The sequence below is a fragment of the Emticicia oligotrophica DSM 17448 genome (assembly GCF_000263195.1).
GTDB classification, from domain to species: Bacteria; Bacteroidota; Bacteroidia; order Cytophagales; family Spirosomataceae; genus Emticicia; species Emticicia oligotrophica.
Window position 1 is genome coordinate 4,031,671 of record NC_018748.1, and the last position, 18,128, is coordinate 4,049,798.

Below are 18,128 nucleotides of genomic sequence, written 5' to 3' on the forward strand. Positions count from 1 at the left end.
AAAACGTTAAATTAGGGCATGAAGTTTTTAATTTACATACTATTATTACTTTCGGCTCAAGTTTGCTTTTCACAGAGGATTTCATCTGATAGTTTGGATAAGCTGAGGTCGGCGAAAGATAGTGTGATGTATCAAAAACTAAAGATAAGGTTAAGTAAGACAAAAATTGGAAAAGAAGTTTATGGGGCATTATTTCGAGATGTATATAATTCAAATAGTCAGAAAAAGGTCATTTCAGAAATTGAAATAAATCCATTTGAAAAATATGAAGGTAAAATTATTGGCAAAATTTTAATTAAAAAGTTGGAGATTTTCGGTCCAACAGTTAATGATACAACAAGAAAAGGTAATAAATTCGAGCATTTTGCGAGTAAAACATTTCATTATAATACTCGCGAAAAAGTTATTCGACAGTCTTTTTTACTATTCAATGAAGGAGATAAACTTAATCCGCAAATTTTAAAAGATAATGAGCGACTTTTGCGTGCCAACCCAATCATTCACGACGCTCGTATTTATGTTCTTGAGCGAAAGGATGTAACTTGGATGGTTGATATATTGGTAATTACGCAGGATGTTTGGTCAATTAACTTTGAAGCCTCTGGAAGTAGTGCAAAAAATTTTGTACTCGGATTTGAAGATAGAAATTTTCAGGGAAGAGGACATTCTTTTCAGAATAAATTAACATGGAGAGCGGATGACCCCTATCAGAGGTTTGGTTGGAGAAGTATTTATACCGTACCTTACATTGGAAGGAGTTTCATATCTGGACAAATTAAATTAATCAATGAAAGAGATTTAGCTCAATATTCTGTTCAAGTTTATCGCCCTTTTTTAACTGTCGAGACTCGTAATGCAGGTTCGGTTGAAGTTGGATATTCTAGAATTCGAGAGTATAAGAAGTTATTTATCAAGGGGATAGATAGTGCCTTGACATATCCAGTTAGTTATTTTTATTCAGATGCTTGGTATGGTAGGGCATTTCACTTAGATGCCAACCAAAGAAACAAACAATTAATTCTCGCACTTCGGAGAACTAGCTATGAATACAGAAAAAGGCCCGAAGTAGGCCTTGATACCAATAAAATTTATTGGAACCGAACTACTTGGCTCGGAAGTTTGGGCTTTTCTAGCCGCAATTATCAAAGAGACTTCTTGATTTACGGATTTGGTCGAACCGAAGACGTTCCAGTTGGAAACTTAATGTCGCTAACATTTGGTACAGAAAGCACCGAATTCGGGAATAGGGGCTATGCTGGTTTTCAGTTTGCAAAAGGCAAATATTTACCTCAAAATAAGGCCTATTTTTATATATTGGCCAATGCTGGGGCTTATTTAAAACAAAAAGTTGTACAACAGGGAGTTTTAGGAGTTCAAGGTTTTTTCTTTAGTCGATTAATGCAAATAGGCCTATCACAAACTCGACAGTTTTTAAATGTTGGACTTACGTACGGTATTAACAGAGATGCTTTAGATTATTTGAATATTAGTGGTAGAGATGGAATTGTAGGTGTTAATAGTGAGGCACTCAGGGGCGACAAACGCCTTACTTTAGGTTATGAATCAGTATTTTTTTCTCGTAAAAGTTTTGTTGGTTTTAGGGTTGCTAGCTTTGTTTTTGCCAACTGGGGGCTTGTTAGTCTTAAAGATTATCCACTTCTTACAAGTCCACTTTATCAAGGATATGGTTTTGGTTTAAGAATGAGAAATGAAAATTTAGCAATTAATACTTTTCAAATTAGATTAGGTTTTTACCCAAATATACCCAATTTATCGTCCCCAATTAGATTCGCATTTGATGCATCACAGCCTTTGAAACTTCGTGATTTTGATATTTCCGCTCCAACAATAATTCCTTTTAGATAATTTTTTTAAAATATTTTTCAAAGTATAACTGCTTGATTATTAGTTAATAATGCTTCTTTTTTGCCTTTTATTCAAATTTTTTGCTAAAATTTATAAAAATGTTCATTACATAGTGAACTAAAAATCGTGTGTTATTGTATTGTATGTATAAACATATATTGTTAATGTATTATATTTGTACAGAACTAAATAAAATATAATCATGTCAATCGAGAAAGATATTAAGCAACAAAAACCTTTTAAGAGTAGCTACCAAAAATTAGTAGTAAATTTAATTTATACTTCTAATTGGATGAGCTCTGAGCAACAAGGTTTGTTAAAGCCTTTTGACCTTTCTTCACAACAATATAATGTTTTGAGAATTTTACGTGGACAGTACCCCAACCCTATTACAGTGAATGGTATCATAGAAAGGATGTTGGATAAAATGTCGAACGCTTCTCGATTGGTTGATAAGCTTCTATTAAAAGGCTATGTATCAAGGTGCGATAATGCTGATGACCGTAGAGCTTGTGATATCAGAATCACAGAATCTGGAGCAGAAATTTTAAAAAAAATTGATGTACTTCAGGAGCAGGCAGATGAAAAAATGAAACGTTTAACTCCAGAAGAAGCAGAATTGTTAAGTAGTTTACTAGATAAGCTGCGAGGAAGCGAAGATTAATCAATAAAGCTTAATTCTTTTATTTTTATATTTTAAATCAAATTTTAGTTCAAAAAATGAAAATTGTTAAAAATTTAATGTTTGTAGCGTTTGCTGCATTGGTAAGTGTTTCAGCTATGGCTGATGGTGGTAAAAAAGGAGCAGCTCCAGTATCTTTGAAAGTAGATACAAAAGCAAGTACTTTTAATTGGTTAGGTAAGAAAGTAACTGGCGAGCACAACGGAACAATTGGAATTCAGAGTGGAAGTTTGGTTTTGAACGCTGGTAAATTACAAGGTGGTGAGTTTGTAATTGACATGAAATCAATCAAATGTTTAGATTTGACAGACGCAGGTTACAATGCAAAATTAGTTGGCCATTTATCAAGCCCTGATTTTTTTGATGTAACAAATTATCCAACTGCTGCTTTGAAAATCAAAAAAGTAACCGCAAAAGGTGGTTCTAACTACGATGTTAATGCTGACCTCACAATCAATGGTGTAACAAATGCTATTTCTTTCCCTGCTGTTGTAACTGTTGAAGGTAAAGGTGCTACTGCAACTGCTAAATTTGAAGTTGACCGTACGAAATTTGGTAGCAAATTTGGTTCAAAAACTTTCTTCGAATCAATCGGTGATAAAATGATTTATGATAATTTCCAAGTTGATGTTAAAATCGTTGCAGCAAAATAATAGCTGATAAGCATTACCCTCAAAAATGGAAATAGTTTAATAAAGAAAAAGCCATGGATGGATAAACCATTTATGGCTTTTTTATTTTAGATTTACTCTATATTTATTCAACACTAAATTTCAAATAATATGGCGTATAATCAACCAATGTTAAGAGATGGTGCTTTAGAGGGAAAAACATTCGTAGTAACTGGAGGAGGAACTGGTTTAGGCAAATCAATGTCGAAATATTTCCTCGAATTAGGTGCAAATGTTGTAATTACAAGTAGGAAATTAGCAGTTTTGGAAGAAACCGCCCATGAACTTAGTCAAACGACTGGAGGGAAAATTTTACCAATTGCTTGTGATGTGAGAGATTATGGTGCTATTGAAGCAATGAAAGATAAAACTTTGGCAGAATTTGGCGAAATCAGTGGTTTGCTTAATAATGCTGCTGGTAATTTTATTTCACCTACTGAGCGTCTTTCGCACCGAGCCATTGATACCATTGTAGATATTGTTTTAAAAGGTACTTATTATACAACTTTAGCACTCGGAAAACATTGGATAGAACAAAAGCAGCCTGCCACAGTTTTGAGCATTGTAACTACCTACGCTTCGACTGGCTCTGGTTTTGTTGTTCCCTCAGCCATGGCCAAGTCGGGAGTGTTGACTATGACTCGTAGTTTGGCAGTAGAGTGGGCTAAATATGGTATTAGATTCAATGCAATTGCCCCCGGACCTTTCCCGACTAAAGGAGCTTGGGATAGATTATTTCCAGTAGAAGCATTTCCACCACATTTAAAGGAGCGTTTTTCTGACCACGGAAATGTGCCAACCAAGAGGGTAGGGGAGCATCAAGAATTAGCTAACTTAGCCGCATATTTAATGTCTGATTTCTCTTCATATATCAATGGTGAAGTGGTGACGATTGATGGCGGAGAATGGCTAAACGGAGCTGGAGAATTTAATCACCTCAACGAAATTCCAAATGATATGTGGGATGTCATTCAAGCTGCAATTAAAGCTAATACAAGACCCAAAAAATCAGAATAAACAAAAGAGGGATGGTATTAAACCATCCCTCTTTTGTTTATGTAACTGCAAGTTTCTCAATACCGAATCTTTCATACTCTTTTTCACTTACAATTTTCTCAATTCTAATAACCGTTTCCAATAATTCAGTAAAGGTATTGTATAAGGGAGCAATGCCTAAACGAATATTATTTGGTGGGCGAAAGTCTGGGATTATGCTTCGATTTCCAGACAGTGGTTCAATCATAGCTCTGTTTATTCGATAACCTTCATCATGCTGAATAGATATATGTGACCCTCTATAATTTACATCCAACGGAGATGCAATACTGAATCCAAGTGGTAATAGATATTCTTGAATTAATTCAATAAAGAAATTACTTTGGGCAATACTTTTTTCTCTTAAATTCTCAATTCCTGCTTCAATTAAAAGGTCAAGTCCGGGTTCTGTTGCTGCTAGAGAAAGAACTGTTGGCGTACCTGCTGCAAATTTTTGGATATTATTTTTAGATGAATATGCTAGACTAAATTCAAATGGATTTTCATGGCTAAACCATGCCCAAATTGGATTGATTAGTTTTTCCTGCAACTCTTTTCTTACATATAAAAAAGCAGGGGCACCAGGACCGCCATTCAAATACTTATATGTACAGCCGACAGCCAAATCGGCATTGTTTTCGTTTAGATTAACTGGTACCGAACCAGCAGAATGGCTTAAATCCCAAATGACAAGTGCTTCCTTTTTGCGTGCTAATTGATTGATTTTCAGCATATCATACTTATAAGCACTTTTAAATAATACATGACTTAAAGTAAGAAGAGCGGTTGAACCATCAAGTGCTGCTTCAATTTCATCTTCAGATATATTTATTCCATTTTTACTTTCTAATATTTGTAATTGATGGTTCTTGAATTGCTGATTTATTAGACCTTGTAAAACATAAATATCAGTAGGAAAATTAAGTGAATCTGTGATGATTTTATTCTTAAACTGTTGATAATTAAGTACAGCAAACGCTAGTTTATAGAAGTTGATGGAGGTACTATCGCCAACAAAGATTTCATCTGGTCGAGCACCAACAATTTTGGCTATTTTGGTTCCAATTCTATTTGGTAAATCAAGCCATTGTTCGTTCCAACTTCTAATTAGTCGGTTTCCCCATTGATTTTCAATAATTTCTTTACTCAACTCAAGGCTTTGTTTAGGTAATCTACCCAGTGAATTCCCATCTAAGTATATCTCTTCATTTTGAATAAATTGGTTTCTAAAGGAAGCTAATTTATCGGATTTGTCAAGTGTTTCTGCTTTTTGCTGAAAATCTGCTAAACTCATGTTAAATTTAGTTTAATTGCTGCATAATTAGTGGCTGAATTTTTTCTGTCCACATCTGATACATTTTACCAGATGGATGTAAGCCATCTTCAGCAATGAGTGATGCATCATCTGGAGCTTTCCGAGATATAGGAGTAATATCAATGTAAAGAATGCCCCTTTTTTCGGTTTCTGCTTTGCAAATAGCATTGAATAAATCAATACTTTTTGAAATATCTGGCCTACTACTGTTTAAACCAAATGGAGTTACTCCCCAATCTGGAATAGACACCACAAATACTCTATTTTTATTATTGTCTGCAAATTGAATTGCTGTTTCTAATAAATCAACGAACTCTTTACGAAATTCTTCGGCATTTCTTCCTCGATACTGATTATTTACGCCAATCAATAAGGATACCAAATCAAATTTTTCAATTACATTCTCTTTGATTATTCGTGCCTTTAATTCATCAGTTGTCCATCCAGTTTTTGCAATAATTTTTGGTGGAGCAATTTTTTTTCCTGTATTTCTCAACTTTTCTACTAATTGTACTGGCCATCGTTGGCTTTCTGATACACTTTCACCAATGGTGTAGCTATCTCCTAATGCCAAATATTTAAGTTCATTATCCATTGTTTTTTTACTTTTTAAAGATTGTGAGGTTGATTCACAAGAAATAAATAGGCCAATTATAACCCCAAACAGATATTTTATGTTCATTAATTTCACATTTCTAATACAAACGAATTTCAATGCTAACTTAGATTTATGCTTCTTTGTTTTTGTTAAAATTCGAAATAAGATAATAAACAACTGAAAGTATTGAAAGAAAGACAAGAAGACTTATAATTTCTTTCGTTGCTAGGTTTGATAGAAACCAAATTATTGAAAGAGCGGCTATGATTGGAATGCTAATGCCAAAAGGGAGTTTAAAAGTATTTTTATCTGAAAGATTTGATTTTAATCTTAATCGAATGGTCGCTAAAACTACCCCAAGATAAACAGTAAGCAGAGAGGCACTCGCAATGACAGCTAATTCTTTGAAACCACCCGAAATTGAAAAAATAAAGTCAAGTAAGGCATAGACAATGATAGCAATATAAGGAGTAGCATATTTAGGGTGAATTTTTGCCGTAAACTTAGGCAACCAACCTTTATTCGCACCCGCAAATAAAACCCGTGGGTATGATAAAACAGAACCACTGAGAGCGGCAAACATTGAAAAAGCTGCACCAATCACCATTAAAGTACTTCCAAAAGAACCTAGTACTACGTTGGCAACTGCTGCCAAAGGTGCTTGCTTTTGAACAATTAATTGATTGCCCAATACACCTTGAGCGATTGTTTGAATAAGCATATAGAATAGTACGACAGCTCCCATTCCAGATAAAATACCCAATGGAACAACTTTTTTTGGATTTTTTAGTTCACCGCTAACATTTAATGAGGCCTCACCACCAGCAAACGCAAAGAAAAGTAAAAGAGAGGCTTCCCCTAGGCTACTTATATTTGGAAATATATTCCACGTTAAATTTTGTGTTTGACAATGAAAAACTCCTAAGACAATCAGTAAAGTCAGTGGGATAAGTTTGATTAGGGTATTTATTTTGACAAAATTGTCACCATGTTTTACCCCCAAGATATTTATGAATGCGAAGCCCCCGAAAATCAAAATAAAGAATATCGCTCGATAAATAGTTTCTTGAATTGAGGGGAAGTAAATACTTATCATATCTGCCATGGCATTTGCTACTGCTGCATCGGCTAAAATACCGACAAACCAAAACATAGTATTGGCCAAGAAACCTGCATAATTGCCAAATGCGGCGTGGATATAGGCATATGCTCCTCCTGTAACAGTTATTTTACTGCCAATTTCAGAGAAACAAAGCATAATGAGCATCATTAGTAAGCCACAAAAAACATAGGCTAAAATGCTGGTTTCTCCTAAAATATTAGCAACTAGCGACGGTAGTACAAAAATTCCTGCTCCAATCGTTCTATTGAGTGTGTTAGCAGCTAAGCCCCAAACACCAATTTCTCGGCGGAGGCCCTCATTATTTGTTGATGACATTCTATGAATAGGGTTTGGTTTATTTTCTGAAACCAAAGCTAATTTATTTTTAGACAAGAAAAAAGCCCTAAAATTGAGTTTTAGGGCTTTTTTATGATTCAATAAATTATTTGATAATTTGTATTCCGTGGCAGCCTCGAGGCATAAATAGCTTAAACTCTTGTTTTTGCAAACTTGGTTTTTCTCCATTATTTACCTTCCAAAACTCAATTCCTCCAAAGTGCTTGCCGTAGTTGAAGTATTCAAAAACTGTAACTGCAATATTTTCACCTGATTTATCAAAAATAATACTTTTGGGTAAAATTCCGTCAAATTCGTATTCTGCAATGTTGTTAATCGAACCATCAGAACTCAATTTTAATAATGATATTGATGATTTTTTTGCTAATTCAGTACCTTCCCATGGAAAATATGATTTTTTCGTATTGCTTACTACTATTAAATCACCTTTAGGACTAATTGCAAAATTGGTTGGAGTTTCTCCGATTTTCGTTTTTGTAATTAGGTAATGTTCACTTGTACCTTCTAAATTGAATTTTAAAACAAACAAGTCACCATTGGCATCTAAAGATGATTCTGGTTTATTATGCAAATTTGATTTTATATCTGGAACAAGGTAGTATTTGCCATCTGGAGTAAATTGTCCCGCACTTGGATGTTGCCCAACTTTCAGTGTCTTCCCAACTAAATCTAATCTGATAATCTTGGTAGTTGGCCCATCACGAGTTACTTTCAGAAGTCCTACTTCTTTAGAATCTTCCATTGAAAATGCAATGAAATTATTATTCGGGTGCCAAGTTAAGTCAGTAATTCTTCCAGAAGGGAAGTCTTGGGGTTTGTTAATGATTCTAATTGGTTTTCCCGTAGGGTCAAGTTCTAAAACCTGTAATTCTTTTCCGTATTCTTCACTACAAAGAGCTAAATACTCGCCATTAGGGCTTATATCAACAGAAATTGGGTTTTTACCTGTTGGAAATTTGTAGAGTACTTTTGGTTGAGTGAGGTCACTAATATCAACTACTGAGATAAATCCGCCAGCTGGTAATTCTGTGTTTAGATTTCTTATTTCGTTAATTGTTTCGGTTGGTACACCACGATTTTCTACAACATAAGCAATTGGGTGAACAGGAGAAACCACAATGTTTTTATTAGAACTTAAGGCTGAGTTTGAAACTACTAAGCTTTTAATTTCGTCTGAATATTTCTCAACTGGTAATTTTATAATTGAGAGCATATCTTTGCTGCCTTTTTCCTTAAAAAGCCTTCCATCGACAAATGCTGAGGCGGCCATATCTGCATCTGAGATTGCCACAATGCCCTTCGCATTGAAATTTAGTTTTTGGGAATAAGCATGAATGTTGGCAAATGCCAATATTGAAATAAGTATTTTTTTCATGAAAATTAAGGACAATGCGAGCTTAAATCGCCGTAATAGACTGCAAATTTCAGAAAAAAACAGCAAAGTAGGGTAGTATTTTACAGAAAATTAACTTTCAGCATCATATACTAATACGCGTTCCCATAATTGTGAACAATTATTGATAAACACGTAGTGGTCTGGATGAACTTGATAGGCATCTTGGTCGGTTGCATTATCAAATACAAAAGTTAAAGAAAAACTGTACGATGAGTCTATAACTTCTCGATTTGTATTAGCTGGGCGGCCAATGTACGCAGTTTTGATTAAATCAATTTTTGAAAGCTCAAGTAAACCTGCATGAAGTGCTGCTTGATGTTCTTTATTATCTTTTTCCTTCAACCAAAAAAACACGGTGTGAACAACACCTTTTTGTAAATTTGCCATAGTTTTTGTGTTAAAAATGCTCAGAATTATTTTATGTTACTAAAAAAAGAAAGTGTTCCTAATAAATAAGTTTGAATAGAAGAAGCATGGTCACCTCCTTGAACTGGAATTAGTTCTACATTATTTGCTCCTCTTTTTTTCATGGCATCGTAAGCTGTTTGAGAGTTAAAAAAAGGTACATACGTATCTGCAGTTCCATGATACAATTGCGTTGGAGTTTTTGGATTCCAGTCGAAAACGTCATTATCCTTGACAGCATTTAGTAAGGCAGTATCCGTACCATTGCTTATCCCTTTTTTTACTGCATCACTAAGAAGTGTTGTAAGACTCCCAGAAATTCTTGCATTTTGTTGCTCTTTTTGAATTTGAGCGGCATAAGGAGCTGCAAAGTAATCGGTCATTGGGCGATTCAACTTATAAATTCTATCATAAGTCAAGAGTACCCAAATATACGAAGCGTTGTGTTGTGGATTTCCACTAGAAGGAGTAGAAACCAAAGTTTTGAAACTAAGCGTTTTATTATAGGCCCCTGCTCCACAACTAGAAGCTTTTAGGTTAAATTCTGTACCCGTTTCTTCTTCAATCTTTTTTTGCAGTGATAATGACGCAAATCCACCTTCAGAATATCCTGCTATATAAAGGTTTTTATTCCAATTAAATTTCTCATTTGTAATCACTTCTTTAGCCGCACGAAGCATATCTAAGCTAGCATTTGCTAAGCCTTCACGATGTTCGTAAGTGTGCGGTAGGTTATTCGATGCACCGTATCCAATGTAGTCGGGAGCCGAAACAATATAGCCCAAAGTTGCTAAAACAGAAGCGATTGTTCCTTCACCATCAGTTGTAAAATATGATGGAGCTTGTTTATCGTCGAAAATAGTACCATGTTGATAACTTACTAAGGGCAGTGCATCTGAAGAAGTTGTACCAGAAGGAACTATAAGTGCACCAGAAGCCTGAATTTCAGTGCCATCGGTGTTTTTAGTTTTGTAAACAATTTTGTATTGTTTTACTCCTGAGCGAATGAATAACGAAGCTTGTGCTCCTAAACTTGAGCCCAAAGCAGCAATTAATTGTTCTTTGCTAAGTTCTTTAACAAGTGTAGAGCTTACGAGTGTTTGTGGTTGCGGGTCAACTTTGGTGGTTTTTTCACATGACCATGTGATAAAAACTAGGGTTAGAGAGATTACGAAGTACTTAAAAAATCTTGCTTTCATAATTTGTATTGATATATTACAAAAGTACAAATTTGATGTGATAATAGTTTAATAATATTATGTTTTTACAACTCGAGAGATAAGGTGAAACTTGGTTGCATAAAATTACCATCATAGCATTGTGTATTGCTAATTGTATTGATAGTAACTGAATTTTTAGTTAAAAAAGTTTGATTTTAAAATTAAAAAAGCCTGACAAGTGTCTAACTATCAGGCTTTTAATCTAGTGGAGAAGATGGGGCTCGAACCCACGACCTCTTGACTGCCAGTCAAGCACTCTAGCCAACTGAGCTACATCCCCGTATTTGATTGATACAAATATCCTATGTTTTGTCTAAAGAACAAAATACTTCTCTGAAAAAATTACCACCCCGGAACTAAGAAATTAATACCCGAAACGGCTGAGTGTATTTTTGAATTATAAATAGGCAATGCTACATAAGGTTCTATAATTAAATAGCCCATGAGATTAACCCTTAAACTAAGGCCTGTCATCATTCTTGGTTCAACTTTTAGTTTAATTGAGGTCTCATTTGATGTTTGGTATTCATTAGTTGTACCAATTTTTTTATCGGAAGACCAAACCATTCCACTATCAAAGAAAAAATTGAGGTCACTTGGTATGTAGGTAAAATCAAATAAGGCTAATTTTTTTGAACCAGTTAAAGGTAAACGAACTTCGAAGTTTGTTACCAATAATTGCTCACCTTGTAAGGCTTCTTGGGTAATTAGACCCATACTTTGTTGTTTTTGCAATGCTCCACCATAAAAGCCGTGCATATTCCAAGGAAATCCTAGATACAGAGGGTTTATTTGGTTTAAATAATTTAAGTTAGAAGCATTTAGGCGTCCATTGTACAAGAATCTTCCTGCAAGCGTAAATGGTTTTAAATATTGATACTTTCTGGCGTCTAGCAATACATTTGTATAGCTTGTTGTACCAAAATATCTTCCTGCTTCAAATCTATAACGATAACCTTTGATTGGTGCAGTTGTACCAAAAATTGTATTGTCTCCTACAAAAGATACATAAAGTTGACTTAAACTAAAAGCCTTGAATCCTTGTGATTGAAGATAGCTTTGTGACATCCTTTGTCGTTTGGAGCTATTTGGAATTAAAAATGACTGTTTACTGATGGGGTCGTAATAAGTATAATCGGCATATTCATCGCCCGAGAATCCGTACCAATTTCCATTGATACCCGCCTCAATTCTTTGAAATGTATTTAATGGATAAAAAGCAAAAACGCCTATTTGATTAATTGCCAAGCGATTAATTAAATATTTACTTTCAATCAATGAATCTCCATTTGGCACACCAAATTGCGATTTAATCTTGGAATCTGTAATAAAGTTTGTCTTATAATAAGTGCTAGTTTTCGTGACACTATCTTGATAAGTCCCTTGGAATCTATATGGTAAACGACCCATAGTTACTCCCCATTGAAATGGTTTCTTTTGATTTAGGTACATTAATTGACCACCAAAATCTTGAATTTGTCCATTTATTGAAACCGCTCCTGCAATCTGATTATGATTAAGCATATCACTGAAAAGTCCAACTACACCTCCCCCTAAACCCGTGCCCCATCTACTAGCAGAAACTCCCACTCCCGAACTCCCTAAGTAGTCTAACTTGAATTTTGGTTTATAATTAAGCAGTTGTAATTTCTTTTCAGAAACTTTTACAGCAAGGGCTTCTGTCTCTAAATTTTTCTGAACTATATTTCTGCCTTCTTTCTGATTTGATAAATTTGCTGCTCTTTTATGAACTTCATCACCTACAATTTGCTGTTGAAATAATTCATAACTTGCTAAATATAAATCATATTTGCCATTTTTGAAGTAGTTGTATAATAATTGTCCAGTTTTGTGGGCTATACTAACTGCCGGTGAATACATTGTTATTCCACTTATGCCCGTGTAGTAGTTGGTTAGTTTTTCAATTAATTTACTTTGTATATCGTATTTATAAAGGTTTCTAAAACCATCTGCATCTGATAAGAAATAAATGAATTTTCCACTCGGAGATACTAAAGGATTAAGATTATCCGCATCTTTGAAAAAGTCAAAACTTTCGATGGTAGATGTTAATAAGTTAATTCTTGAAATATTGAAATTGTTTCTTTCTAACCTTTTTTCTGAATTGGCTCTATCAGAGACAAAGTAAATCCATTCTCCATTGGGTGACCATGAGGGTTGTAGGTCAGAAAACTCATCATTTGTAAGGTTTTTTGTTGTTTTTTCTTTGAGGTTATATAAATATAAATCGCTTTCTCCGTTCATTAAACCTGTTACAACAATTGAATTCCCATCAGGAGACCATGCAGGATTAGTAAAAGAATCTACATCTTTAATTTCAAAGGTCTCTTTATTTCCATTGGCAATATCAATTATTAAAAGCTTATTTCGACCCTTGCTTTGAATAACTAAAGCAAGTTTTTGTCCATCGGGCGACCAGGTTCCAGCAGTTTCTAAGAAACTATAAGCATCTACGTGAGAACCAAATGAGCTACTTTCAATTTTGCGAAGGATTTTCCCCGTTGATACTTCAGCAATATAAATATCGAGCGAAAGGACATTTTTTGAGGAAATATATGCCACATAACGGCCATCAGGACTAATTGCTGGAGAAATATTCATTTCACCTGCATTTTTTTGAGTAGCAATTTCTTTTCCAATTGCTTGAAGACTTGTGCCTTCACGCATAGGTGTATAGGATTCAATCAATGATTGCTTCCATTTACTCGAAAACTTTTCAAGGGTAGTTTTTAAAATTCGAGAAAATGCTTGTTCAATACCTAATTTCGCGGTTTCTCTAAAAAGTGGCCTAATAATATCATCACCATAGTTAGCGGTGGTATAAGCCCAAAATGCTTGCCCCCAGCGATAAGGGAAATATTTGTATTCTTTTGTAACTAAATCACGAATACTTGGAATATCGTTATTTTGTACTGCATCACGCATCCACATGGCTGTATGAGCATCTATTCTTCCTAATGACATGTATTCAGCTAAGCCTTCAACCATGAATAATGGTAGATTCTGAATGTTGCCAATTTGGGTTGAATCTCCAGCAGTCATTAATTGATATTGAAAAGCATGCACCAATTCATGCCCCAAAACATGGTCAGTTTGCCTTTTTGAGTACATCATTGGCATCACAACCCTGTTACGTAATCCTTCCGTTACACCGCCCGTTTCTTCGCTAATTTGTCCACCAATGGCGGTAGTCTCTTGAAAATCTGGGTGATTTTGGTAAACAATGATGGGATTGGGATTTAAGAAAGCAATTTTAAAGACTTCTTGATGTATTTTATACCAATGTTCGCTATTGATAATGAGGTTGTTTGCCGTCTTCTGATTATTGAAATAATGATAAAGTTCAAAATGAGGGCTTTGAAGAACTTTAAAACCGAAGGTCTTGTAGCGAGGTTTATTTTGTCCGAAATACTGAGACTGTGTCAGAGCTAAGTGGCTGATAAACAATCCAATAAAAAATAAACAAATTTTTCTCATACCTTCTTGGGAACATTTATTGCTAAAGCTTTCAATAAAGAACGTAAAAATACACAAATTCGCTTATTTGAATAGAGTTTTTTATTAGGGTGCCAATGTATTTGGATAAGTGGGTCGACAAACTCTTGCGAATCTGCTTTTCCAATAGTTGGTCATCATATTATCTTCAATCACTCCTTTCGATGTAGAAGCATGAATAAAACGTATGTTATCTTCGCTGATAACTTCGGTTACTATTCCTGCGTGACTAATATCACTCCCAATTGTTACGAAGAATACTAGGTCGCCTTTTTGAATATTTGGAAGGTTAATAGCGGGGAAAAAATCTGATTGTTGCCAAGAAGTACGTGGAAGCTTAATCCCTATTTCTTTGTAAACCAAGCATATCAAACCCGAACAGTCGAGTCCGCGTATATCATTTCCACCACTTTTATACGGCACCCCTTTATAATTTCTTGCTATTTGAATGATTTTCTTTGTGAATATATGCTCTTTTACAAGGCTTGGTTCTATTTTTTTTGAATGCGTGGCTTTACACGAACTAACGAACAGAAGTGTTAGAACAATAGTAATAAGAGAAATGTATTTTCTTGGAATGAGCACGACTATGTTTTTTAGTTTTCATATTGAGAAAATGATGCCAAACTTTATAATTTTTAAAACTTTTTTAGGGTTTATCTCGTAGTTAACGTATATGCTTAAAAAAATAATTTAGGAATTATTTAAACTAATATAATTATGAAAAAAGTGTTTTTAATGGTTTTGCCTTTCTTTATGTTGGCGTGCCAAAGTTATTCTCAAAACAATAAATCAAAAAAGGCCAACTGCCAGATAGTAGAAATTAAAAAAACCGATGCAGAATGGAAGAAACAACTTTCTCAAGAACAGTATTATGTAACAAGAAAAGCAGGTACTGAGCGTGCTTTTACGGGTATTTACTGGGATAATCACGAAAAGGGTATTTATAAATGTATTGGTTGTGATTTAGACCTTTTCGCTTCAGATACGAAATTTGAATCGGGTACTGGTTGGCCAAGTTTTTGGAAGCCCATCAATGAATGTAATGTAGAAGAACGCTCTGATAATGCTTATGGAATGATTCGAACGGAAGTAGTTTGTAATCGTTGTAAAGGCCATTTAGGGCACGTTTTTGATGATGGACCAAAACCAACAGGTTTACGCTATTGTCTAAATTCAGCTTCCTTGAAATTTGTGAAGAAATGATGGAGCATTTGGAATGTAGAATGAATATTGTTTAGATTTTTCGTTTCTAGATTTTTTCAAAAAATTATCTTAAATTTTTCATGTTTCATTGCTGTCAGTTTAACTGATAGATATTTAGATATAAACAAATTTGACTTTAGCCTAAACATATTGTTTGACTAAAGTCAAATTTATTTTTTATTAATTACCGTCACTTAAAACATGCGGCAGTTAGTTATTTCTATTCACCGATGCGTTTTAAATAGATTAAACCAAATAACTACTGATACTCATAATATCTGCAAAAACTCCTGAGGCAGTCACTTCTGCACCAGCACCAGGGCCTTTAACAACCAATGGATTATATTTATATCTTTCGGTAGTAAAGGAAATAATGTTTTCAGAACCTGCCAGATTAAAGAATGGATGCGATTTTCCAACAGTTTTTAAGCCAATGCTTGCATGATTATCTTCATCAAGTGTGGCGATAAATCTCAAAACTTCTCCATTGGCTTCAGCGTCTTGTAAAAGTTTTTCGAAGCGAGTATTATCTTTTTCTAATTCTTCAAAAAATGCTTCAACTGTTGGGGCATTCAAACATGCATCATTCAATAAATTGGTGATTTTTACATCTTCTGGTTCGAGTTTTAAACCTGCCTCACGAGAAAGAATCAAAATTTTGCGAGCAACATCCTGTCCGCTTAAGTCATCACGCGGGTCTGGTTCAGTATATCCTTTCGCTTTGGCTTCTTTTACTACATCTACAAATCGGTCTCCAACTTTGAAGTTATTGAATATATAGGCCAAAGTTCCTGAAAGAACTGCCTCAATTTTATTAATTTTATCTCCACTCGTAATTAAACCTTGTAGCGTATTGATGATTGGCAAACCAGCACCCACATTGGTTTCATAAAGAAATTTTACGCCATGTTTTTGAGCAGCCTTTTGAAGCATAAAATATTGCTCATACTTACCTGAGTTGGCTACTTTATTAGGTGTTACGATTGATACACTGCTACTTAATAATGAATGATAATATTGAACGATATTCTTATCGGCGGTGCAATCCACAAATACACTATAAGGTAAGTTTAAATCTTGTACATCAGAAACAAATGAACCAATGTTGGCGATTTCTCCATTTTCAAGCAAATCTTCTTTCCAATTTTCGAGATTTATACCACCTTCTTTCAAAAGCATCTTTTTAGTGTTCATCACACCTACAAGCTTGATATTAAGATTTTTTCGTTGCTTTAAATAATCTTTTTGTTCCTGAATTTGGCGAAGAAGCGTACTCCCAATCAAACCAGTTGCTCCAACTAAATACAGATTAAGGGTAAGACCATCTACTTGGAAGAAAGTTTCATGAATAGCGTTTAGAGCCTTCGTAATATCTTTCTTGTAGATTACAACTGAGATATTCAACTCTGACGAACCTTGTGCAGTGGCTACTACGTTGATACCATTTTTACCAAGTACACTAAATAATTTACCCGATGTACCTGTACTTGATTTCATGCTTTCACCAACAACAGCGATAACCGAAAGATTTTGTTCGATAGAAATATTATCTACTAAACCTTGTGAAATTTCAGTTGCAAAACCTTCTTCTAAAATTTCTTTAACTCCATAAGCAGCTTTAGGGTCAACTGCAAAACAAATTGAGTGTTCTGAAGAAGCCTGTGAAATTAGAATGACACTGATTTTGTTCGCCGCAAGAATAGAGAATAACTTGGCAGAAACACCCGCAACTCCCATCATACCTCCACCCTGAACGTTTACAAGTGCGATATCATCAATTGATGAAATACCTGTAATTGCATATTCTTTGGCATTCGCAGTTTTACTAATTAATGTACCCTCATGTTTGTGATTGAAAGTATTTAATATTTTTAAAGGAATATTTTTCTGAAACGCAGGTGTTAAACTAGGAGGGTAGATAACTTTCGCCCCAAAGTGCGATAGTTCCATTGCTTCTGCATAAGTGATTGTTGGAATTGTGAAAGCATTTTTCACCTTACGAGGGTCGGTTGTGAGCATGCCATCCACATCAGTCCAAATCTCAATTACAGTTGCATTTAATGCAGCACCGAAGATAGAACCTGAATAATCAGAACCACCACGGCCGAGGGTTGTTGTTACGCCATCAATTGTAGAAGCAATAAAGCCTGTAATACATTGAAGTTTATTCGTTTGGGCAAAATGCTTTCTGATTAACTCATTCGTAAGCTCAAAATTTACTTCTGCGTATCCAAAATGGTCATTGGTTTTTATTACTTTACGGGCATCTAAATATTCAGCATCGATTCCTCTATTTTTGAGGGCTTCAGTGATGATAGTTGTTGATAATCGCTCCCCAAAACTAACAATAAAGTCATTCGTACGAGCCGAGAGTTCTTTAATCAAGGAAACTCCACGTAATAAATCTTCTAGTTCATTTAAAAGACCTTTTACTTTGGCAATACAGCTACTTTGGTTTTTTACATCAATTAAGCCTCTGACAGCAGCAAAGTGGCGTTCTTCAACGGTTTTGAGAAGTTGTAAATATTCAGTATCTGAAGCAGCAGCTAATTTACCAATCTCAATTAGACGATTCGTGACGCCACCCATGGCCGAATAAACAACGGCTATTTTTCGACCTTCATTTAGATTTTCTTGTAAAATCTGGATTACCTGATTGATGCTTTCAACAGTGCCTACTGATGTTCCACCGAATTTTAATACTTTCATATCCGAAGCACAACTCCAAAAGCGGAGCTTTAATAATAAATTAGTTAATT

14 protein-coding genes and 1 tRNA gene are annotated in these 18,128 nt (G+C 34.7%); 5 read left to right on the plus strand and 10 right to left on the minus strand.

What is annotated here, in order from left to right:
- Positions 1-18 precede the first annotated feature (18 nt).
- The 4 genes from EMTOL_RS16690 to EMTOL_RS16705 all read left to right on the plus strand — a co-directional run bounded on the left by EMTOL_RS16690 (position 19) and on the right by EMTOL_RS16705 (position 4,236).
- Complete coding sequence (locus tag EMTOL_RS16690) at positions 19-1,866, plus strand: BamA/TamA family outer membrane protein (RefSeq protein ID WP_015030490.1); 1,848 nt, start codon at positions 19-21, stop codon at positions 1,864-1,866.
- A gap of 202 nt (positions 1,867-2,068) precedes the next feature.
- Positions 2,069-2,530: a MarR family winged helix-turn-helix transcriptional regulator gene (locus tag EMTOL_RS16695; RefSeq protein ID WP_015030491.1), complete on the plus strand. Its 462-nt coding sequence runs from the start codon at positions 2,069-2,071 to the stop codon at positions 2,528-2,530.
- Positions 2,531-2,586: 56 nt separating this feature from the next.
- Complete coding sequence (locus EMTOL_RS16700) at positions 2,587-3,201, plus strand: YceI family protein (protein ID WP_015030492.1); 615 nt, start codon at positions 2,587-2,589, stop codon at positions 3,199-3,201.
- 129 nt (positions 3,202-3,330) lie between these two features.
- A complete protein-coding gene (locus tag EMTOL_RS16705; RefSeq protein WP_015030493.1) occupies positions 3,331-4,236 on the plus strand; it encodes an SDR family oxidoreductase in 906 nt (301 codons plus the stop codon).
- Between the two features lie 37 nt (positions 4,237-4,273).
- Here the strand turns inward: EMTOL_RS16705 and kynU are convergent, their stop codons facing one another.
- The 9 genes from kynU to EMTOL_RS16750 all read right to left on the minus strand — a co-directional run bounded on the left by kynU (position 4,274) and on the right by EMTOL_RS16750 (position 14,748).
- On the minus strand, positions 4,274-5,548 hold the full coding sequence (kynU, locus tag EMTOL_RS16710; protein ID WP_015030494.1) for a kynureninase: 1,275 nt from the start codon (positions 5,546-5,548) through the stop codon (positions 4,274-4,276).
- A gap of 7 nt (positions 5,549-5,555) precedes the next feature.
- Complete coding sequence (locus tag EMTOL_RS16715) at positions 5,556-6,164, minus strand: SGNH/GDSL hydrolase family protein (RefSeq protein WP_015030495.1); 609 nt, start codon at positions 6,162-6,164, stop codon at positions 5,556-5,558.
- A 133-nt stretch (positions 6,165-6,297) separates the two neighbouring features.
- Entirely contained in the window at positions 6,298-7,605 is a 1,308-nt protein-coding gene (locus EMTOL_RS16720) for an APC family permease (RefSeq protein WP_305953259.1), read from the minus strand.
- 106 nt (positions 7,606-7,711) lie between these two features.
- A complete protein-coding gene (locus EMTOL_RS16725) occupies positions 7,712-9,001 on the minus strand; it encodes a YncE family protein (RefSeq protein WP_015030497.1) in 1,290 nt (429 codons plus the stop codon).
- A gap of 90 nt (positions 9,002-9,091) precedes the next feature.
- On the minus strand, positions 9,092-9,409 hold the full coding sequence (locus tag EMTOL_RS16730; protein WP_015030498.1) for a Dabb family protein: 318 nt from the start codon (positions 9,407-9,409) through the stop codon (positions 9,092-9,094).
- Positions 9,410-9,435: 26 nt separating this feature from the next.
- Complete coding sequence (locus EMTOL_RS16735) at positions 9,436-10,626, minus strand: alpha/beta hydrolase family protein (RefSeq protein WP_015030499.1); 1,191 nt, start codon at positions 10,624-10,626, stop codon at positions 9,436-9,438.
- Positions 10,627-10,853: 227 nt separating this feature from the next.
- A tRNA-Ala gene (locus EMTOL_RS16740) sits at positions 10,854-10,927 on the minus strand.
- A gap of 62 nt (positions 10,928-10,989) precedes the next feature.
- Entirely contained in the window at positions 10,990-14,145 is a 3,156-nt protein-coding gene (locus EMTOL_RS16745) for an LpqB family beta-propeller domain-containing protein (protein ID WP_015030500.1), read from the minus strand.
- Between the two features lie 84 nt (positions 14,146-14,229).
- Positions 14,230-14,748 (minus strand): C40 family peptidase, encoded by a 519-nt coding sequence (locus EMTOL_RS16750; protein ID WP_015030501.1) that lies wholly within the window; start codon positions 14,746-14,748, stop codon positions 14,230-14,232.
- Between the two features lie 135 nt (positions 14,749-14,883).
- Between EMTOL_RS16750 and msrB the strand changes: the two genes are divergently transcribed.
- Positions 14,884-15,369, plus strand: coding sequence for a peptide-methionine (R)-S-oxide reductase MsrB (gene msrB, locus EMTOL_RS16755; protein WP_015030502.1), 486 nt, complete (start codon positions 14,884-14,886; stop codon positions 15,367-15,369).
- A gap of 246 nt (positions 15,370-15,615) precedes the next feature.
- On the opposite strand, the gene thrA is transcribed toward msrB, so the two are convergent.
- The gene (gene thrA / locus EMTOL_RS16760; RefSeq protein WP_015030503.1) at positions 15,616-18,078 is read right to left on the minus strand and encodes a bifunctional aspartate kinase/homoserine dehydrogenase I; all 2,463 of its coding nucleotides are present in this window, start codon (positions 18,076-18,078) and stop codon (positions 15,616-15,618) included.
- Between the last annotated feature and the right edge of the window lie 50 nt (positions 18,079-18,128).